Source organism: Cupriavidus phytohabitans, assembly GCF_000426345.1.
Classification (GTDB): domain Bacteria; phylum Pseudomonadota; class Gammaproteobacteria; order Burkholderiales; family Burkholderiaceae; genus Cupriavidus.
Window position 1 is genome coordinate 18,721 of record NZ_AUFE01000008.1, and the last position, 14,960, is coordinate 33,680.

Annotated in this window: 12 protein-coding genes and 1 pseudogene; 6 read left to right on the forward strand and 7 right to left on the reverse strand. The window is 65.9% G+C overall.

Annotation, left to right across the window (positions count from 1 at the left end; translation table 11 throughout):
- Positions 1-102: 102 nt before the first annotated feature.
- Positions 103-730 (reverse strand): annotated as a pseudogene (locus tag K309_RS36175) (pseudouridine synthase).
- Between the two features lie 238 nt (positions 731-968).
- Here K309_RS36175 and icd point away from each other — a divergent pair.
- Positions 969-2,219: an NADP-dependent isocitrate dehydrogenase gene (icd, locus tag K309_RS0108225; protein ID WP_029045976.1), complete on the forward strand. Its 1,251-nt coding sequence runs from the start codon at positions 969-971 to the stop codon at positions 2,217-2,219.
- A 149-nt stretch (positions 2,220-2,368) separates the two neighbouring features.
- Positions 2,369-2,830 carry a VOC family protein gene (locus K309_RS0108230; RefSeq protein ID WP_029045977.1) on the forward strand — a complete coding sequence of 154 codons (462 nt, stop codon included), beginning with the start codon at positions 2,369-2,371 and terminating at the stop codon, positions 2,828-2,830.
- 218 nt (positions 2,831-3,048) lie between these two features.
- Here K309_RS0108230 and K309_RS0108235 read toward each other — a convergent pair whose 3' ends face one another.
- Positions 3,049-3,255, reverse strand: a complete 207-nt coding sequence (locus K309_RS0108235) for a cold-shock protein (RefSeq protein ID WP_010814999.1) — start codon at positions 3,253-3,255, stop codon at positions 3,049-3,051.
- Between the two features lie 531 nt (positions 3,256-3,786).
- On the opposite strand from K309_RS0108235, the gene clpS reads away from it, so the two are divergent.
- The 4 genes from clpS to K309_RS0108255 all read left to right on the forward strand — a co-directional run bounded on the left by clpS (position 3,787) and on the right by K309_RS0108255 (position 8,459).
- Entirely contained in the window at positions 3,787-4,113 is a 327-nt protein-coding gene (gene clpS / locus K309_RS0108240) for an ATP-dependent Clp protease adapter ClpS (RefSeq protein WP_010814998.1), read from the forward strand.
- Positions 4,110-6,404 (forward strand): ATP-dependent Clp protease ATP-binding subunit ClpA, encoded by a 2,295-nt coding sequence (gene clpA / locus K309_RS0108245; protein WP_029045978.1) that lies wholly within the window; start codon positions 4,110-4,112, stop codon positions 6,402-6,404. The genes clpS and clpA overlap by 4 nt, the downstream gene beginning before the upstream one ends.
- A 160-nt stretch (positions 6,405-6,564) precedes the next feature.
- Positions 6,565-7,563, forward strand: a complete 999-nt coding sequence (locus tag K309_RS0108250; protein ID WP_029045979.1) for a tripartite tricarboxylate transporter substrate binding protein — start codon at positions 6,565-6,567, stop codon at positions 7,561-7,563.
- Positions 7,564-7,610: 47 nt separating this feature from the next.
- Positions 7,611-8,459 carry a VOC family protein gene (locus K309_RS0108255; protein WP_029045980.1) on the forward strand — a complete coding sequence of 283 codons (849 nt, stop codon included), beginning with the start codon at positions 7,611-7,613 and terminating at the stop codon, positions 8,457-8,459.
- A 56-nt stretch (positions 8,460-8,515) separates the two neighbouring features.
- Here K309_RS0108255 and dut read toward each other — a convergent pair whose 3' ends face one another.
- The 5 genes from dut to K309_RS0108280 all read right to left on the reverse strand — a co-directional run bounded on the left by dut (position 8,516) and on the right by K309_RS0108280 (position 14,916).
- Complete coding sequence (dut, locus tag K309_RS0108260) at positions 8,516-9,016, reverse strand: dUTP diphosphatase (protein WP_029045981.1); 501 nt, start codon at positions 9,014-9,016, stop codon at positions 8,516-8,518.
- A 30-nt stretch (positions 9,017-9,046) separates the two neighbouring features.
- Complete coding sequence (coaBC, locus tag K309_RS0108265) at positions 9,047-10,249, reverse strand: bifunctional phosphopantothenoylcysteine decarboxylase/phosphopantothenate--cysteine ligase CoaBC (RefSeq protein WP_029045982.1); 1,203 nt, start codon at positions 10,247-10,249, stop codon at positions 9,047-9,049.
- A gap of 137 nt (positions 10,250-10,386) precedes the next feature.
- On the reverse strand, positions 10,387-10,917 hold the full coding sequence (lspA, locus tag K309_RS0108270) for a signal peptidase II (RefSeq protein WP_029045983.1): 531 nt from the start codon (positions 10,915-10,917) through the stop codon (positions 10,387-10,389).
- On the reverse strand, positions 10,917-13,808 hold the full coding sequence (gene ileS, locus K309_RS0108275; RefSeq protein ID WP_029045984.1) for an isoleucine--tRNA ligase: 2,892 nt from the start codon (positions 13,806-13,808) through the stop codon (positions 10,917-10,919). Before ileS ends, lspA begins: the two co-directional genes overlap by 1 nt.
- Positions 13,809-13,920: 112 nt before the next feature.
- Positions 13,921-14,916: a bifunctional riboflavin kinase/FAD synthetase gene (locus tag K309_RS0108280; protein ID WP_029045985.1), complete on the reverse strand. Its 996-nt coding sequence runs from the start codon at positions 14,914-14,916 to the stop codon at positions 13,921-13,923.
- Positions 14,917-14,960: the final 44 nt, after the last annotated feature.

A 14,960-nucleotide genomic window follows, 5' to 3' on the forward strand; every position in this document is an offset into this window, starting at 1 on the left:
CGATTACCTCGAAGGATAAGAACAGTCGGAAGTTGTGACGCGTGATTGGACGTGTCACCGACAAGAACGAGGCGTCTGGATGGCGCGTTGACGCGCCATTTGTTAGCTTTTGTAACGAGAACGCCGCTTGGCGTCGTTCGCCTGTCTGGGCTTTGAGACATGGGTGGCCGGCGCACGTGCCGCCGGCAAGCCCAGTGCACCGGGCTCGACCTCGCGGGATTCGCCAGGTGCGAGACCGAGCGCGCGCAGGTCGAGCGGCCCGAAGCCCACGCGGACCAGCCGCAGCGTGGGGAAGCCGACGGCCGCGGTCATGCGCCGCACCTGCCGGTTCTTGCCCTCGCGAATCTTCAGCTCGAGCCACGAGGTCGGGATCGCGGCTCGATAACGCACCGGCGGATCGCGAGGCCAGAGCCACTCGGGCTCACCGATCGCGCGCGCCCGCGCCGGCTGCGTGACGAAGTCGCCAAGGTCGACACCGGCGCGCAGCCGCATCGGGAATGCCTTCGACCTGGGCGAGGTAAGTCTTTTCCAGCTTGTGGCGCGGATCGGCAATGCGCGCCTGCAGCGCGCCGTCATCTGTCAGCAGCAGCAGGCCTTCGCTGTCCGCATCAAGCCGGCCGGCGGGGTACACGCCCGGCATGTCCACGTACGCGGCGAGAGTGGGCCGCGTTGGGTGTTCCGAGAACTGGCTCATGGTGCCGAACGGCTTGTTCAGGGCAATCAGGGTCATGGGGCGCAAGTATGCCGCAGCCGCGCACCGTGGTTGGCGGATGATGAAAAATTACTGCATAATACGAAATCAGTCTTGTGTCTTATATAAGACCAAGACTTTCTTGAATGTAGGCTTGGGTGGTGCAATGCAGTACGGGGCGGGCGGCGATGCCCGCTACAATGCCAGCGCCATCTCCCGAATCTCGCCGTCGGCCAAGCACCGGCGGCCGTCTAAACCGTTTCGTACTGGAGACGTCATGTATCAACACATCAAGGTTCCGGCCGGCGAAAAGATCACGGTCAACCAGGATTTTTCGCTGAATGTCCCGGACAACCCCATCATTCCCTATATCGAAGGCGACGGTACGGGCGTCGATATCACGCCCGTGATGATCAAGGTGGTTGATGCGGCCGTGGCCAAGGCCTACGCCGGCAAGCGCAAGATCGCCTGGATGGAGATCTACGCCGGCGAGAAGTCGACCAAGGTCTACGGCCCGGACGTGTGGCTGCCGGACGAAACCCTGGATGTGCTCAAGGAATACGTGGTCTCGATCAAGGGCCCGCTGACCACGCCGGTGGGCGGCGGCATCCGCTCGCTCAACGTGGCGCTGCGCCAGCAGCTGGACCTGTACGTCTGCCTGCGCCCGGTGCGTTACTTCAAGGGCGTGCCTTCGCCGGTGCGCGAGCCGGAAAAGACCGACATGGTGATCTTCCGCGAGAACTCGGAAGACATCTATGCCGGCATTGAATGGGCGGCGGAAAGCGAACAGGCGAAGAAACTCATCAAGTTCCTGCAGGACGAGATGGGCGTGAAGAAGATCCGCTTCCCGGCCACCTCGGGCATCGGCATCAAGCCGGTTTCGCGCGAGGGCACCGAGCGCCTGGTGCGCAAGGCGATCCAGTACGCCATCGACAACGACAGGCCGTCGGTGACGCTGGTGCACAAGGGCAACATCATGAAGTTCACCGAGGGTGGCTTCCGTGACTGGGGCTACGAGCTGGCGCAAAAGGAATTCGGCGCCGAGCTGGTCGACGGTGGCCCGTGGTGCAAGTTCAAGAACCCGAAGACCGGCAAGGACATCGTCATCAAGGACGCCATTGCCGACGCCTTCCTGCAGCAGATCCTGCTGCGTCCGGCCGAATACTCGGTGATCGCCACGCTGAACCTGAACGGAGACTACGTTTCGGACGCCCTGGCCGCGCAGGTCGGCGGCATCGGCATTGCCCCGGGCGCCAACATGTCGGACTCGGTCGCCATGTTCGAAGCCACCCACGGCACCGCGCCCAAGTACGCCGGCAAGGACTACGTCAACCCGGGCTCGGAAATCCTGTCGGCGGAAATGATGCTGCGCCACATGGGCTGGACCGAGGCCGCGGACCTGATCATCGCGTCGATGGAAAAGTCGATCCTGTCCAAAAAGGTCACGTACGATTTCGCCCGCCTGCTGGAAGGCGCGACCCAGGTCTCGTGCTCGGGGTTCGGCCAGGTGATGATCGAAAATATGTAAGCAAGGACTCCCGCTGCGGCGGGCACCCTGCCTTGGAAAAACCCCGCAGCCGTGCCCCGGCCGCGGGGTTTTTTCCTTGCGCCGGCCAGCACCGTTGCCTAGAACGTCAGGGATTGCAATGGACGGGCCGGTGGCCCGGGGAGACTGCCATGGACGATCCCTTCCGCCGCACCGCCTTCGGCGCGGCCATCTTCTACAAGGACCCGCTGGCCGCGCTGGACTGGCTGGAACGCGCTTTCGGCTTCCAGCGGGTCATGGTGATACGAGACCAGCAGGACCAGCTGGTGCACTCGGAAATGCGCTTCGGCGACAGCTACCTGATGGTCGGCAGCGAGTGGGCGGACTTTACCGCCAGCCCGGCGTCGATCGGCGGCAAGAATACGCAGACGGTGCATGTGCACCTGCGGGACGGGCTTGACCAGCACTGCGAGCGGGCCCGCGCCGCCGGGGCCGTGATCTTGCGCGAGCCGCAGGACGAGTTCTATGGCGACCGCTCCTACACGGCCCGGGACCCGGAAGGCCATGTCTGGACCTTCGGGCAGACTGTGCGGCAGGTCACAAAGGAAGAGGCCGAGCAGGCCAGCGGGTTGAAGATCGACGGCTGGGCCTGAGCTGACCAGCCCCACGGCGGCCTGAGAAAGCAGAAAGCCCGGCACGAGGCCGGGCTTTCCGTCGGATGCGGTGCGTGCAGCTGATATGCGCCAGCGCCTTCCCGGCCGCCTGAGGCAGCCTGGCAGGCACCGGCGCCGATCCCGTCCCGGGGGAGCTCCCCCCGCACCCTCCAGACCGCTCCACGGCTCTGTCGGCCGGGATACGGTCGCGGCGCAGCTTAGCTGGCGTCCTGGATATTGGTGGCCTGCTTGCCCTTGGGGCCCTGGACCACCTCGAACGAGACGCGCTGGCCTTCCTTCAGCGTCTTGAAGCCCGACATCTGGATAGCCGAAAAGTGCGCAAACAGTTCTTCTTCGCCCTCGTCCGGCTTGATAAAACCGAAACCCTTGGCGTCATTGAACCATTTGACGATACCGCTTGCCATATACTCCCCCAACGAAATAGCAGATTTCAAAGCGGGGAAGCCGGTACCGGCCAGATGATACGGACCGCGGTGCACGCACTACGACGCCATGACCGGCCGCGTCCTGAGGTGCGGCCGGCGATGACGCGCGGCGAGGTGCAATCGCGTGGCGGCCAGTCTCGCTGCTGACTCGCCGCCGCCCGGCCGTGGGCCTCCCTGCTCACGGATCACCCGCTCATTGGCCTTTTGCTTTGGCTCGCTGGCTTCAGGTGGGTGTGCGACCGATTTTTCTGTCAAACAAACATACTGTCAAGCTGGCGGAATCCCCACTGCGGGCAGGGTGTGGTGGGAAACGGACGGCGCGGGATGGTACCTTGGCGGCAAGCATCGGGTATTGTCCGGATCAGTCCCGGCGGTTTCCGTCACGTGCATTGCAATGCCTCTGGCGCGCGGTTCCGCGCTTTTCCATAACCGGAAACAGGTAGCCCGGCCCTTGAATCCGGCGCCTTTTCCCCAAATTGCAGAGTTGCGAGTAAGGGTTAGAATAAAGCCATGGCTACACGGCTTGCGAATGTCCCACAACGCGAAGCGGGCACCATCCTGGAGCGGAAAGAGCAGGCGCTTAAACCGCCTGCCATGTTCAAGGTGGTGCTGCTTAACGACGACTACACTCCGATGGAGTTTGTCGTGATGATCCTGCAGCAGTATTTCAGCAGGGACCGGGAAACGGCGACGCAGATCATGCTGACCGTGCACCGGGAAGGAAAGGGCGTCTGCGGTATCTACACCAGAGATATCGCGGCGACAAAAGTCGAGCTGGTGTCAACGCACGCGCGGCAGGCGGGGCACCCCTTGCAGTGCGTGATGGAGGAAGCATGATTGCGCAAGAATTGGAAGTGAGCCTGCACATGGCTTTCGTCGAAGCCCGGCAGGCACGCCACGAGTTCATTACCGTGGAGCATCTGCTGCTGGCATTGCTCGACAATCCCACGGCAGCTGAAGTCTTGCGCGCCTGCGCGGCCAATATCGAGGACCTGCGCACCAGCCTTAAGAACTTCATTGCGGATAACACGCCGGTGGTGCCGGGGACCGACGAAGTCGATACCCAGCCCACGCTCGGCTTCCAGCGCGTGATCCAGCGCGCGATCATGCACGTCCAGTCCACTTCCAACGGCAAGAAGGAAGTGACCGGTGCCAACGTGCTGGTCGCCATCTTCGGCGAGAAGGATTCGCACGCGGTCTACTACCTGCAGCAGCAGGGCGTGACGCGCCTGGACGTGGTCAATTTCATCAGCCACGGCATCCGCAAGGACCAGTCCGAGCCCGCCAAGCACGGCGACAATGCCGGCGAAGGCGAAGGCGGCGACGGCAAGGAAAGCCCGCTCGAGCAGTACACCCAGAATCTGAACGCGCTGGCCAAGGCCGGCAAGATCGATCCATTGATCGGCCGCGAAAGCGAAGTCGAGCGCGTGGTGCAGGTGCTGTGCCGCCGGCGCAAGAACAACCCGCTGCTGGTGGGCGAGGCCGGCGTCGGCAAGACCGCCATTGCGGAGGGCCTGGCCTGGCGCATTACCAAGAACGAAGTGCCGGACATCCTGGAAAAGGCCACCGTCTACTCGCTCGACATGGGCGCGCTGCTGGCCGGCACCAAGTACCGCGGTGACTTCGAGCAGCGCCTGAAGGGCGTGCTCAAGTCGCTCAAGGACAATCCCAACGCGATCCTGTTCATCGACGAGATCCACACGCTGATCGGCGCGGGCGCCGCGTCGGGCGGGACGCTGGACGCCAGCAACCTGCTCAAGCCGGCGCTGTCGTCGGGCCAGCTCAAGTGCATCGGCGCGACCACCTTCACCGAGTACCGCGGTATCTTCGAGAAAGATGCGGCACTGTCGCGGCGCTTCCAGAAGATCGATGTGGTCGAGCCCTCGGTCGACCAGACCGTGCAGATCCTGCGCGGCCTGAAGTCGCGCTTCGAGGAGCACCATGGCGTCAAGTACGCGGCTTCGGCGCTGACCGCCGCGGCCGAGCTGTCGGCCCGCTTCATCACCGACCGCCACCTGCCGGACAAGGCGATCGACGTGATCGACGAGGCCGGCGCGGCGCAGCGCATCCTGCCGAAGTCCAAGCAGAAGAAGACCATCGGCAAGGGCGAGATCGAGGACATCGTCTCGCGCATCGCGCGCATCCCGCCGCAGAGCGTGAACCAGGACGACCGCAGCAAGCTGCAGACGCTGGAACGCGACCTGAAGTCGGTGGTGTTCGGCCAGGATCCGGCGATCGAGGCGCTGGCCTCTGCGATCAAGATGTCGCGCGCCGGCCTGGGCAAGACCGACAAGCCAATCGGCTCGTTCCTGTTCTCGGGTCCTACCGGCGTGGGCAAGACCGAGGTCGCCAAGCAGCTGGCCTTCATCATGGGCATCGAGCTGCTGCGCTTCGACATGTCCGAATATATGGAACGCCATGCGGTCAGCCGCCTGATCGGCGCGCCGCCGGGATACGTCGGCTTCGACCAGGGCGGCCTGCTGACCGAGGCCGTCACCAAGAAGCCGCACTGCGTGCTGCTGCTGGATGAAATCGAGAAAGCGCATCCGGATATCTTCAATATCCTGCTGCAGGTGATGGATCATGGATCGCTGACCGACAACAACGGCCGGCGCGCCGACTTCCGCAACGTGATCATCATCATGACCACCAACGCGGGAGCGGAAACCATGAACCGCGCCACCATCGGCTTCACCAGCTCGCGCGAGCAGGGCGACGAGATGGCCGACATCAAGCGCATGTTCACGCCGGAGTTCCGCAACCGGCTGGATGCCACCATCAGCTTCCGCTCGCTGGATGAGGAAATCATCCTGCGCGTGGTCGACAAGTTCCTGATGCAGCTGGAAGAGCAGCTGCACGAGAAGAAGGTGGAAGCCAGCTTCAGCGAGAAGCTGCGCAAGTTCCTGGCGCACAAGGGCTTCGACCCGCTGATGGGCGCGCGTCCGATGCAACGCCTGATCCAGGACATGATCCGCAAGGCGCTGGCTGACGAGTTGCTGTTTGGCAGGCTGGTGTCCGGCGGCAAGGTGGTGGTCGACCTGGACGAGCAGGACCAGATCAAGCTCGATTTCTCCGAGATCGAGCCGGAACCGCCAGAGGCGCCGGAAGAGCAGCGCGCCGAGGCCTGAGCGGCAACCGATCCGGCCGAAAATCGCACCGGATCGTGGCGATCCGGGCGCGGCTTGGCCGGGGTTGCCTGCAACGTGGCCGATCATCGGGCAAAATACAGGGGGCGGCAGTGATGCCGCCCCCTCTTTTTTGTCCCGGCCGCCAACGCCCGAATACCCGATGTCCTCTGCCGAACGCACGCGGCGCCGCCGCCTGCTGCTCAAGATCCTGCCGCTGGGCGCCATGCCCGTCCCGATGATGCATGCCGCTGCAGCCGACGCGCCGGCAGGCAACCGTCCACTGGCGCTGGTGCTGCCGTTCCCGCCGGGCGGCAGTGTCGATATCGTCGCGCGGCAGCTGCAGCCGGGGCTGAAGGCGGCACTGGGGCAGACCGTGGTGGTCGACAACAAGCCGGGTGCCGGAGGCCTGATCGCGTCCAGCGCCGTGGCGCGCGCCAAGCCGGACGGCAGCACGCTGCTGATGGCCTTCGATACGCACGCCATCAACCCGTTCGCCTACAAGCAGCTGCCCTACGACACCTTCCAAGATTTCACGCCGATCTCGCAGCTGGTGCGCTTTCCGCTGGTGATCGCGGCCAATCCCTCGTTGCCGGCGGCCAACGTGCGCGAGCTGGTGGCGCTGGCCAAGGCTAGGCCCGATAGCGTGCGCTATGCCTCGTCCGGCATCGGCAGCCTGAACCAGCTTGCAGCCGAGGCGCTGGCGACCGAAGCCGGCATGCACATGCTCCACGTGCCCTACAAGGGAGGTGGCCCGGCCGTGCAGGCGGTGCTGGCCAACGAGGTCGATCTGTTCTTCAGCAGCTATGCCGCGGTACAGGCGCATGTGGCCGCCCGGACCATCAAGGTGCTGGGCGTGACCGGTACCGGCCGCCTGCGTCAGTTGCCGCAGGTGCCGACCGTGGCCGAGCAGGGGCTCAAGGGCTTTGAAGCCTATTCCTGGATCGGCGTGTTCGGGCCCGCCGGCCTGCCCGCGGCAACGATCACGCGGATCCACCAGGCGCTGGTCGAATCGCTGCGCCAGCCGCGCGTGGTCGATGCGCTGGCAGCCCAGGGCTTCGAGGTCGTCGGCGGTAGCCCGGCCGACCTCGGCAAGCTGGTGCGCCAGGAGCACGACAAGTGGCAGGCCGTGGCGCGCAAAGCCAATATCCAGTTCGAATGACGGCGGCCGGCGCAGGCGCGCCCGCCGCACAGACTGAGGTGATGTCGATGGCAAGCCAAGCGGAAATGTTCGACCACGCGGTGGTGGTGTGTCCCGACCTCGATGCGGGGGCGCAGGCCTGGCAACGGCTCGGCTTTACGCTGACGCCGCGCGGCTATCACACGCTGGGTTCACAGAACCATTGCATCATGCTGCGGCACGACTACGTCGAGCTGCTGCACGTCACCGCGCCCACGCCAAGCCGCCAGTACTACTGGGACGCGCAGGCGCGCGGCGGCGGCTGCGCGGCGATGTCATGCAAGAGCGACGACGCATTCGGCACGGCCGCGCGGCTGCGTGCGTCGGGTTGGTACACCTCGGATCCGATCGAGTTCTCGCGCCCGGTACGGCTTGACGACGGCAGCGAACATCCCGCCACGTTCCGCGTGACCGCGCTCGATGATGCGCCGGGTGCACGCTATTTCTTCTGCGAGCATCGCACGCCCGAGCTGCTGTGGCGACCGGAATGGATGTCGCACGCCAACGGCGCCGACAGCATCGCGACGATGTTCCTGGTGGTGGCGCCCGCGCTGGTCGATGCCGCCGCGCGGGCCTACGCGGAACTGACCGGCGGTGAGCTGACGCAGCTGAGCGAGCATGTCAGCAGCCTGGCGCTGGATGACGCCACGCTGGTGGTCAGCACGCCGCAGGCGCTGGCCTCGGCGACCGGGACCGCGCATGTGCGCAGGGATGTGCCGGGCTACGCCGCGATGCGCCTGCGCACCGGCGACCTCGCCGCGGCGCGCACGCTCTGGCGCAACGCCGGCGTGCCGGTCCAGGACCTGGGCCTGCGCGAGACACTGGTGCCGGCCGAGGCGGCCGGCGGCGTGGCGTTGCTGTTCGAGCAGCGCGGCTGAAATGCAAACTGGCGCCGCAGGGGGCGCCAGTCTTGCTTTGACAGCGTGCCTGGGCCTCAGGCGCTGGCCTTGGCGTGATGCACGCCGGTCGAGCCGAAGCCACCGGCGCCGCGCTCGCTGTCTTCGCTGAACTCGTCTACCGTCGTGAACACCGGCCGCAGCACCGGCACGAACATCATCTGCGCGATGCGCTCGCCCGGCTGGATCACGATCGGCTCGGTGCCCGGCGCATTGCGGTTCCACACGCTGACCATGATCTGGCCCTGGTAGTCGGCATCGATCACGCCGATCGAGTTGCCCAGCACCAGGCCCTTCTTGTGGCCCAGGCCCGAGCGCGGCACGATGGTCGCGGCCATGTAGGGGTTGCCCATGTGAACGGCGATGCCGGCCGGGACCAATTGCGCGGGCGTGCCCGGGGCGATCGACACCGGCGTGTCGACGCAGGCATGCAGGTCGATGGCGGCGGCCATTTCGCTTTGATAGGCAGGCAGGCCCCACTCGTTCAGGCGGGCATCGAGCACCTTGATTTCGACGGCGGGGTTCAGAGGCTGGGTCATAAACAATCTCGGGGAAATTCGTTTCAACAATCAGGGACGTGCCCGCCCGGGCAGGCGCTGGCCGATGGCGGCAACGACCTGGCGCGCCAGCGACAGCTTGTCGGCGCGCGGCAGCCGCGTCATGCCGGCGGCATCGAACAGCACGATCTCGTTGTCGTCCAGGCCAAAGGTATGGTGGCCGATATTGCCGACCAGCAGCGGCACGCCCTTGCGCTGGCGCTTCTGTTCGCCGTACTGCTCCAGGTTCTCGCTCTCCGCGGCGAAGCCGACGCAGTAGGGCGCATCCGCGCGCGCCGCCACGGTGGCGAGGATGTCAGGGTTCTGCACGAACTGCAGCGTGGGCGTGTCGGTGTCGTTAGCCTTCTTCAGCTTCTGCTGGGCCACCTCGGCGGGGCGCCAGTCGGCCACCGCGGCCACCGCGACGAACACATCGGCGCCGGGCAACTGCGCCAGCACTGCGTCATGCATCTGCTGCGCACTGCGCACGTCGGTGCGCACCACGCCGCGCGGCGTCGGCAGGCTGGTTGGCCCGGCCACCAGCAGGACTTCGGCGCCGGCCTCGCGCGCCGCACGCGCGATCGAGAAGCCCATCTTGCCGGACGACAGGTTGGTGATGCCGCGCACGGGATCGATTGCCTCGAAGGTCGGCCCGGCGGTGATCAGCACGCGCTTGCCTTGCAGCGGCTTGGGCTGGAAGAAGGCGATGATGTCGTCGAGCAGTTCTTCCGGTTCGAGCATGCGGCCGTCGCCGACCTCGCCGCAGGCCTGGTCGCCGCTGCCGGGCCCAAGGATCGTCACGCCGTCGGCGCGCAGCTGCGCGGCGTTGCGCTGCGTTGCCGGCGCGGCCCACATCTGGCGGTTCATCGCCGGCGCCACCAGCAGCGGGCAGTCGCGCGCGATGCACAGCGTGCTAAGCAGGTCGTCGCACAGGCCGTTGGCCAGGCGCGCCGTGAAATCGGTGGAAGCCGGGGCGATGACGATGGCGTCGGCCTCGCGCGAGAGGTCGATATGCGCCATGTTGTTGTCGATGCGGGCGTCCCACTGCGACAGGAACACCGGGCGGCCGGACAGCGCCTGCATCGTCACCGGGGTAATGAAGTGGGTCGCCGCCTCGGTCATGGCCACCTGCACGGTGGCGCCGGCCTTGGTCAGCAGGCGAACCAGCTCGGCCGACTTGTAGCAGGCGATGCCGCCGGTGAGGCCGAGAACGATGTGCTTGCCGCGCAAATCCATGGTGGGGAATCTGGCTGGGGAGAAAGGGAAATGATACCGGGGATGCCGGCTGGGGGTTTGCTCCCCTGAGGGTTGCTCCCTCTCCCGCCCGGCGGGAGAGGGGAACACCATCGGTTTGCTTAGCCTAGTCGCTATGCTCAGTGCTTCCGTACCCGCCGCAACTCATCCACGATCAGCAGCACCGCGCCGACCGTGATCGCGCAGTCCGCGACATTGAAAGCCGGCCAGTGATACCGGCCCACGTAGAAATCCAGGAAGTCGACCACGTGCCCGTAGACCACGCGGTCGATCACGTTGCCGACCGCGCCTCCCAGGATCAGCGACACTGCAAAGCAGAACAGCCGCTGCCCGGTATGGCGATACAGCAGCCACACGATGAACGCCCCGACCACTATGCCCAGTCCGGTGAAGAACCAGCGCTGCCAGCCGCCGGCGTCGGCCAGGAAGCTGAACGCCGCGCCCTTGTTGTAGACCAGCACCAGGTTGAAGAAGCCCGTGACCGGGCGCGATTCACCGTAGGTGAAGCTGCGTACGATGACGATCTTGAAGAACTGGTCAAGCAGCACCACCAGCAGCGCGAACGCCAGCCACAGCAGCGGCGTGGTGTTGCCGGCGGCCTTGCTGCCGCGGCGCGCCGGCCGCGCGGACCGGGACGTGGACGATGCCATCAGGCGTGGCTCCTGTGTTCACCGGCGCCGAACAGGTTGCTGTCGCAGCGGCCGCAGAGGGTGGGATGGTCCGGGTTGTGGCCGACATCGGCGCGGTAGTGCCAGCAGCGCTCGCACTTGGCATGCGCCGACGGCGTTACCGTTACCAGCAGGTCGCCGGCTTCGGGCGCGGCGGCGACCTTGGCCGACGAAGTCAGCAGCACAAAGCGCAGGTCGTCGCCCAGGCTCTGCAGTGCCTGCAGTACCGGTCCGCCGGCCTGGATGGTCAGCTCTGCCTGCAGCGACGAGCCGATCTCGCCTTCCACGCGCACGGCTTCCAGCTGCTTGGTGACTTCGGCGCGCACTTCGCGCAGCGTATGCCATTTCTGCAGCAGGTCGTCGGCGTCGTCCACCTCCGGCACCGCGTAGTAGGTGCTGGTGAAGATGGTGTCGGCATGTTCGGTGCCGTGGGCGAAGATCTGCCACGCTTCCTCGGCGGTGAACGACAGGAACGGCGCCATCCAGTGCAGCATCGCCTGGGTGATGTGGTACAGCGCGTTCTGCGCCCCGCGTCGAGCCTTGGAGTCCGCCGCCGTGGTGTAGAGGCGGTCCTTCAGCACGTCCAGGTAGAAGCCGCCCAGGTCTTCCGAGCAGAAGGTCTGCAGCTTGGCCACCACCGGGTGGAATTCGTAGGCTTCGTAGTGCGACAGCACTTCCTTCTGCAGCCGGTCGGTCAGCGCCACGGCGTAGCGGTCGATCTCCAGCCATTCCGATGCCGGCAGCGCGTGCTTGCCATGGTCGTAGTCGGACAGGTTCGACAGCAGGAAGCGCAGCGTGTTGCGGATGCGGCGGTAGCTTTCCACCACGCGCTTGAGGATCTCGTCCGAGATCGACAGCTCGCCCGAGTAGTCGGTCGAGGCCACCCACAGGCGGATGATCTCGGCGCCCATCTTGTTGGAGATGTCCTGCGGCGACACGGTGTTGCCGACCGACTTCGACATCTTGCGGCCCTCGCCGTCGACGGTGAAGCCGTGCGTCAGCAGCGCCTTGTAGGGCGGCTTGCCATACAGCATCGACGCGGTCAGCAGCGACGAGTGGAACCAGCCGCGGTGCTGGTCGGAGCCTTCCAGGTACAGGTCGGCCAGGCGGCCCTCGGTCTCATCGGCGGCCTGGTCGTACAGGTCGTCGCGGTGCGAGCCGCGGATCACGGTCCAGTGCGTGGTGCCGGAGTCGAACCACACATCGAGCGTGTCGCGGTTCTTCTCGTACTGGCTGGCTTCGTCGCCCAGCAGTTCGGCCGGGTCCAGCGTCTGCCACGCCTCGATGCCTTGCTGCTCGACGCGCCTGGCGATCTCCTCCAGCAGTTCGGGCGTGCGCGGATGCAGCGCGCCGGTTTCCTTGTGCACGAAGAACGCCATCGGCACGCCCCACTGGCGCTGGCGCGACAGCGTCCAGTCCGGCCGGTGGGCGATCATGTTGTGCAGCCGCTGCTTGCCCCACGACGGGTAGAACTCGGTCGCCTCGATACCGGCAAGCGCGGTCTCGCGCAACGTCGGCACAGGCTTGCCGTTCTCCTCGGCCGGATCCACGTCCATGCCCGCGAACCACTGCGAGGTAGCGCGGTAGATGATCGGCGTCTTGTGACGCCAGCAGTGCATGTAGCTGTGGGTGTACTTGTGCGAATTGAACAGGTTGCCCGATTCCTGCAGCGCGTCGACGATCTTGGGGTTGGCATCCCAGATCGACAGCCCGCCGAACAGCGGCAGCGTGCCGGCATAGACGCCGTTGCCCATCACCGGGCTGATGATGTCGCTGTCGGGCATGCCGTGCGCCTTGCACGACTGGAAGTCTTCCACGCCGTACGCCGGCGCGGAGTGCACGATGCCTGAGCCGGTGTCGGTGGTGACGTAGTCGCCCAGATAGACCGGCGACAGGCGGTCATAGCCGGCATCCATCTTGGCCAGGGGGTGGTGGAAGCGGACTTCCGACAGCGCGGCACCGGTGGCAGTGGCGACCACCTTGCCTTCCAGGGCGTAGACCTTCAGCTGCTCCTCGACGCGCTCGGTGGCCAGGATCAGGTAGCCGCGCGGCGTGTCGACCAGCGCGTATTCCACCTCGGGGTGGACGTTCAGCGCCTGGTTGCTCGGGATGGTCCACGGCGTGGTGGTCCAGATCACGATCCAGCCCGGCTTCGCGCTGATCTGCTCGAACGGCACCTTGAAGGCGTGCGCCAGCTTGTCGGTCTCGGCGAACGGGAAGCCGACGTCGATCGACAGGTCAACCTTGTCCTTGTACTCGACTTCCGCCTCGGCCAGCGCCGAGCCGCAGTCGAAGCACCAGTTCACCGGCTTCAGGCCGCGGAACACATAGCCCTTTTCCATGATCTTGCCGAGCGCGCGCAGTTCGTCCGCCTCGTTGCTGTAGTTCATGGTCAGATAGGGATGGTCCCAGTCGCCCAGCACGCCGAGGCGCTCGAAGTCCACCATCTGGCGCTTGATCTGCTCGGTGGCGTACGCGCGTGCCTTGGCCTGGACTTCCTGCACCGGCAGGCCCTTGCCGAACTTCTTCTCGATCTGGATCTCGATCGGCATGCCGTGGCAGTCCCAGCCCGGCACGTAGACGGCGTCGAGCCCGCTCAGGCCACGTGCCTTGATGATCATGTCCTTGAGCACCTTGTTGACGGCGTGGCCGATGTGGATGTCGCCGTTGGCATACGGCGGGCCGTCATGCAGCACGAACTTCTTCGCGCCCTTGCGCGCCGCGCGGATCTTCTTGTAGAGCTGCTTCTCCTGCCACTGCTTGACCCACTGCGGCTCGCGCTTGGGCAGGTCGCCACGCATCGGGAAGGGCGTGTCGAGCAGGTTGACGGGATACTTGTTTTTCTCGGGCTTGGCGCGTTTGTCGTCGGACATTTCGATTCTCGGAGCAATTCGTTTGGCGCGCGGCCGGCAGCAGGCCGGGGCGCGCGGGAAGACTGGGCGGGGCATGCGAACCGGGCCCGCGCACGCTGGCGGGCACCGGCCGCTAGCTAATTCGGTCGGTGGCGGAGGTGGCGAAGTCGCGGCCACCGGTGCCCTCGGCAGCGCCAGGCGCGGTCAGGCCGAAGAACCCGCGCGCGTCGGCGCTGTCCTTGGCGATCGCGGCGGTCAGGTCTTCCAGGTTGTCGAAGCGCGCCTCGTCGCGCAGCTTCTTCATGAACTCAACCCGTATCAGCTTGCCGTACAGGTTTTCGTTGAAGTCAAAGAGGTGGACTTCCAGCAGCACGCGGCCCGCGTCCTCGATGGTCGGGCGCACGCCGATGCTGGCCACGCCGGGCAGCGGGTGGTCGGCAATGCCGTGCACCTGCACGACAAAGATGCCGTTGACCGCCGGGCGCTTGTGCGAGATGCGCAGGTTCAGCGTCGGGAAGCCCAGGTCGCGGCCCAGCTTGCGGCCGTGGATCACGTGGCCGCTGATGGCATAGCCGTGGCCCAGCAGGCGCCGCGCGTGCTCGAGGTCGCCATCAGCCAGGGCCTGGCGCACCGCCGAGCTGGAGATGCGGATGCCGCCTTCGGAGACCGAGCCCATCTGCTCGACGTCGAAGCCATAGCGGTGCCCGGCATCCTGCAGGTAGGCAAAGTCGCCCGCGCGCCTGGCGCCGAAACGGAAGTCGTCGCCGACCAGCAGCCAGCGCGTGTGCAGGCCGTGCCACAGCACGTTCTCAACGAATTCCTGCGGAGACTGGCCGGCAAAGTGGGCGTTGAAGTGCTCGACCACGACGCGGTCCACGCCGTTGCGGCGCAGGCTTTCCAGCTTGTCTCGCAGCAGCGCGATGCGGGTGGGCGCCTTGTCCGGGGTGAAGAACTCGCGCGGGTGCGGCTCGAAGGTCATCACGCACAGCGGCAGGCCGCGCGCGTCGGCCGCCGCACGCGCACGCGCGAGCAGCGACTGGTGGCCGCGATGCACACCGTCGAAATTGCCGATGGTGAGCGCGCAGGGCGCCCGGCTCTCGGCGTTGGGCAGGCCGCGGAAGACTTTCACGGGGACGGCGGGAAATGTTTCGGGTAAAGCGAGCATTATAAGGC

What these genes read in the sequence shown, in the direction of transcription:
- icd (WP_029045976.1), top strand. Translation starts at nt 969, where the DNA reads ATGTATCAACACATCAAGGTTCCGGCCGGCGAAAAGATCACGGTCAAC.
- K309_RS0108230 (WP_029045977.1), top strand. Translation starts at nt 2,369, where the DNA reads ATGGACGATCCCTTCCGCCGCACCGCCTTCGGCGCGGCCATCTTCTAC.
- K309_RS0108235 (WP_010814999.1), bottom strand. Translation starts at nt 3,255, where the DNA reads ATGGCAAGCGGTATCGTCAAATGGTTCAATGACGCCAAGGGTTTCGGT.
- clpS (WP_010814998.1), top strand. Translation starts at nt 3,787, where the DNA reads ATGGCTACACGGCTTGCGAATGTCCCACAACGCGAAGCGGGCACCATC.
- clpA (WP_029045978.1), top strand. Translation starts at nt 4,110, where the DNA reads ATGATTGCGCAAGAATTGGAAGTGAGCCTGCACATGGCTTTCGTCGAA.
- K309_RS0108250 (WP_029045979.1), top strand. Translation starts at nt 6,565, where the DNA reads ATGTCCTCTGCCGAACGCACGCGGCGCCGCCGCCTGCTGCTCAAGATC.
- K309_RS0108255 (WP_029045980.1), top strand. Translation starts at nt 7,611, where the DNA reads ATGGCAAGCCAAGCGGAAATGTTCGACCACGCGGTGGTGGTGTGTCCC.
- dut (WP_029045981.1), bottom strand. Translation starts at nt 9,016, where the DNA reads ATGACCCAGCCTCTGAACCCCGCCGTCGAAATCAAGGTGCTCGATGCC.
- coaBC (WP_029045982.1), bottom strand. Translation starts at nt 10,249, where the DNA reads ATGGATTTGCGCGGCAAGCACATCGTTCTCGGCCTCACCGGCGGCATC.
- lspA (WP_029045983.1), bottom strand. Translation starts at nt 10,917, where the DNA reads ATGGCATCGTCCACGTCCCGGTCCGCGCGGCCGGCGCGCCGCGGCAGC.
- ileS (WP_029045984.1), bottom strand. Translation starts at nt 13,808, where the DNA reads ATGTCCGACGACAAACGCGCCAAGCCCGAGAAAAACAAGTATCCCGTC.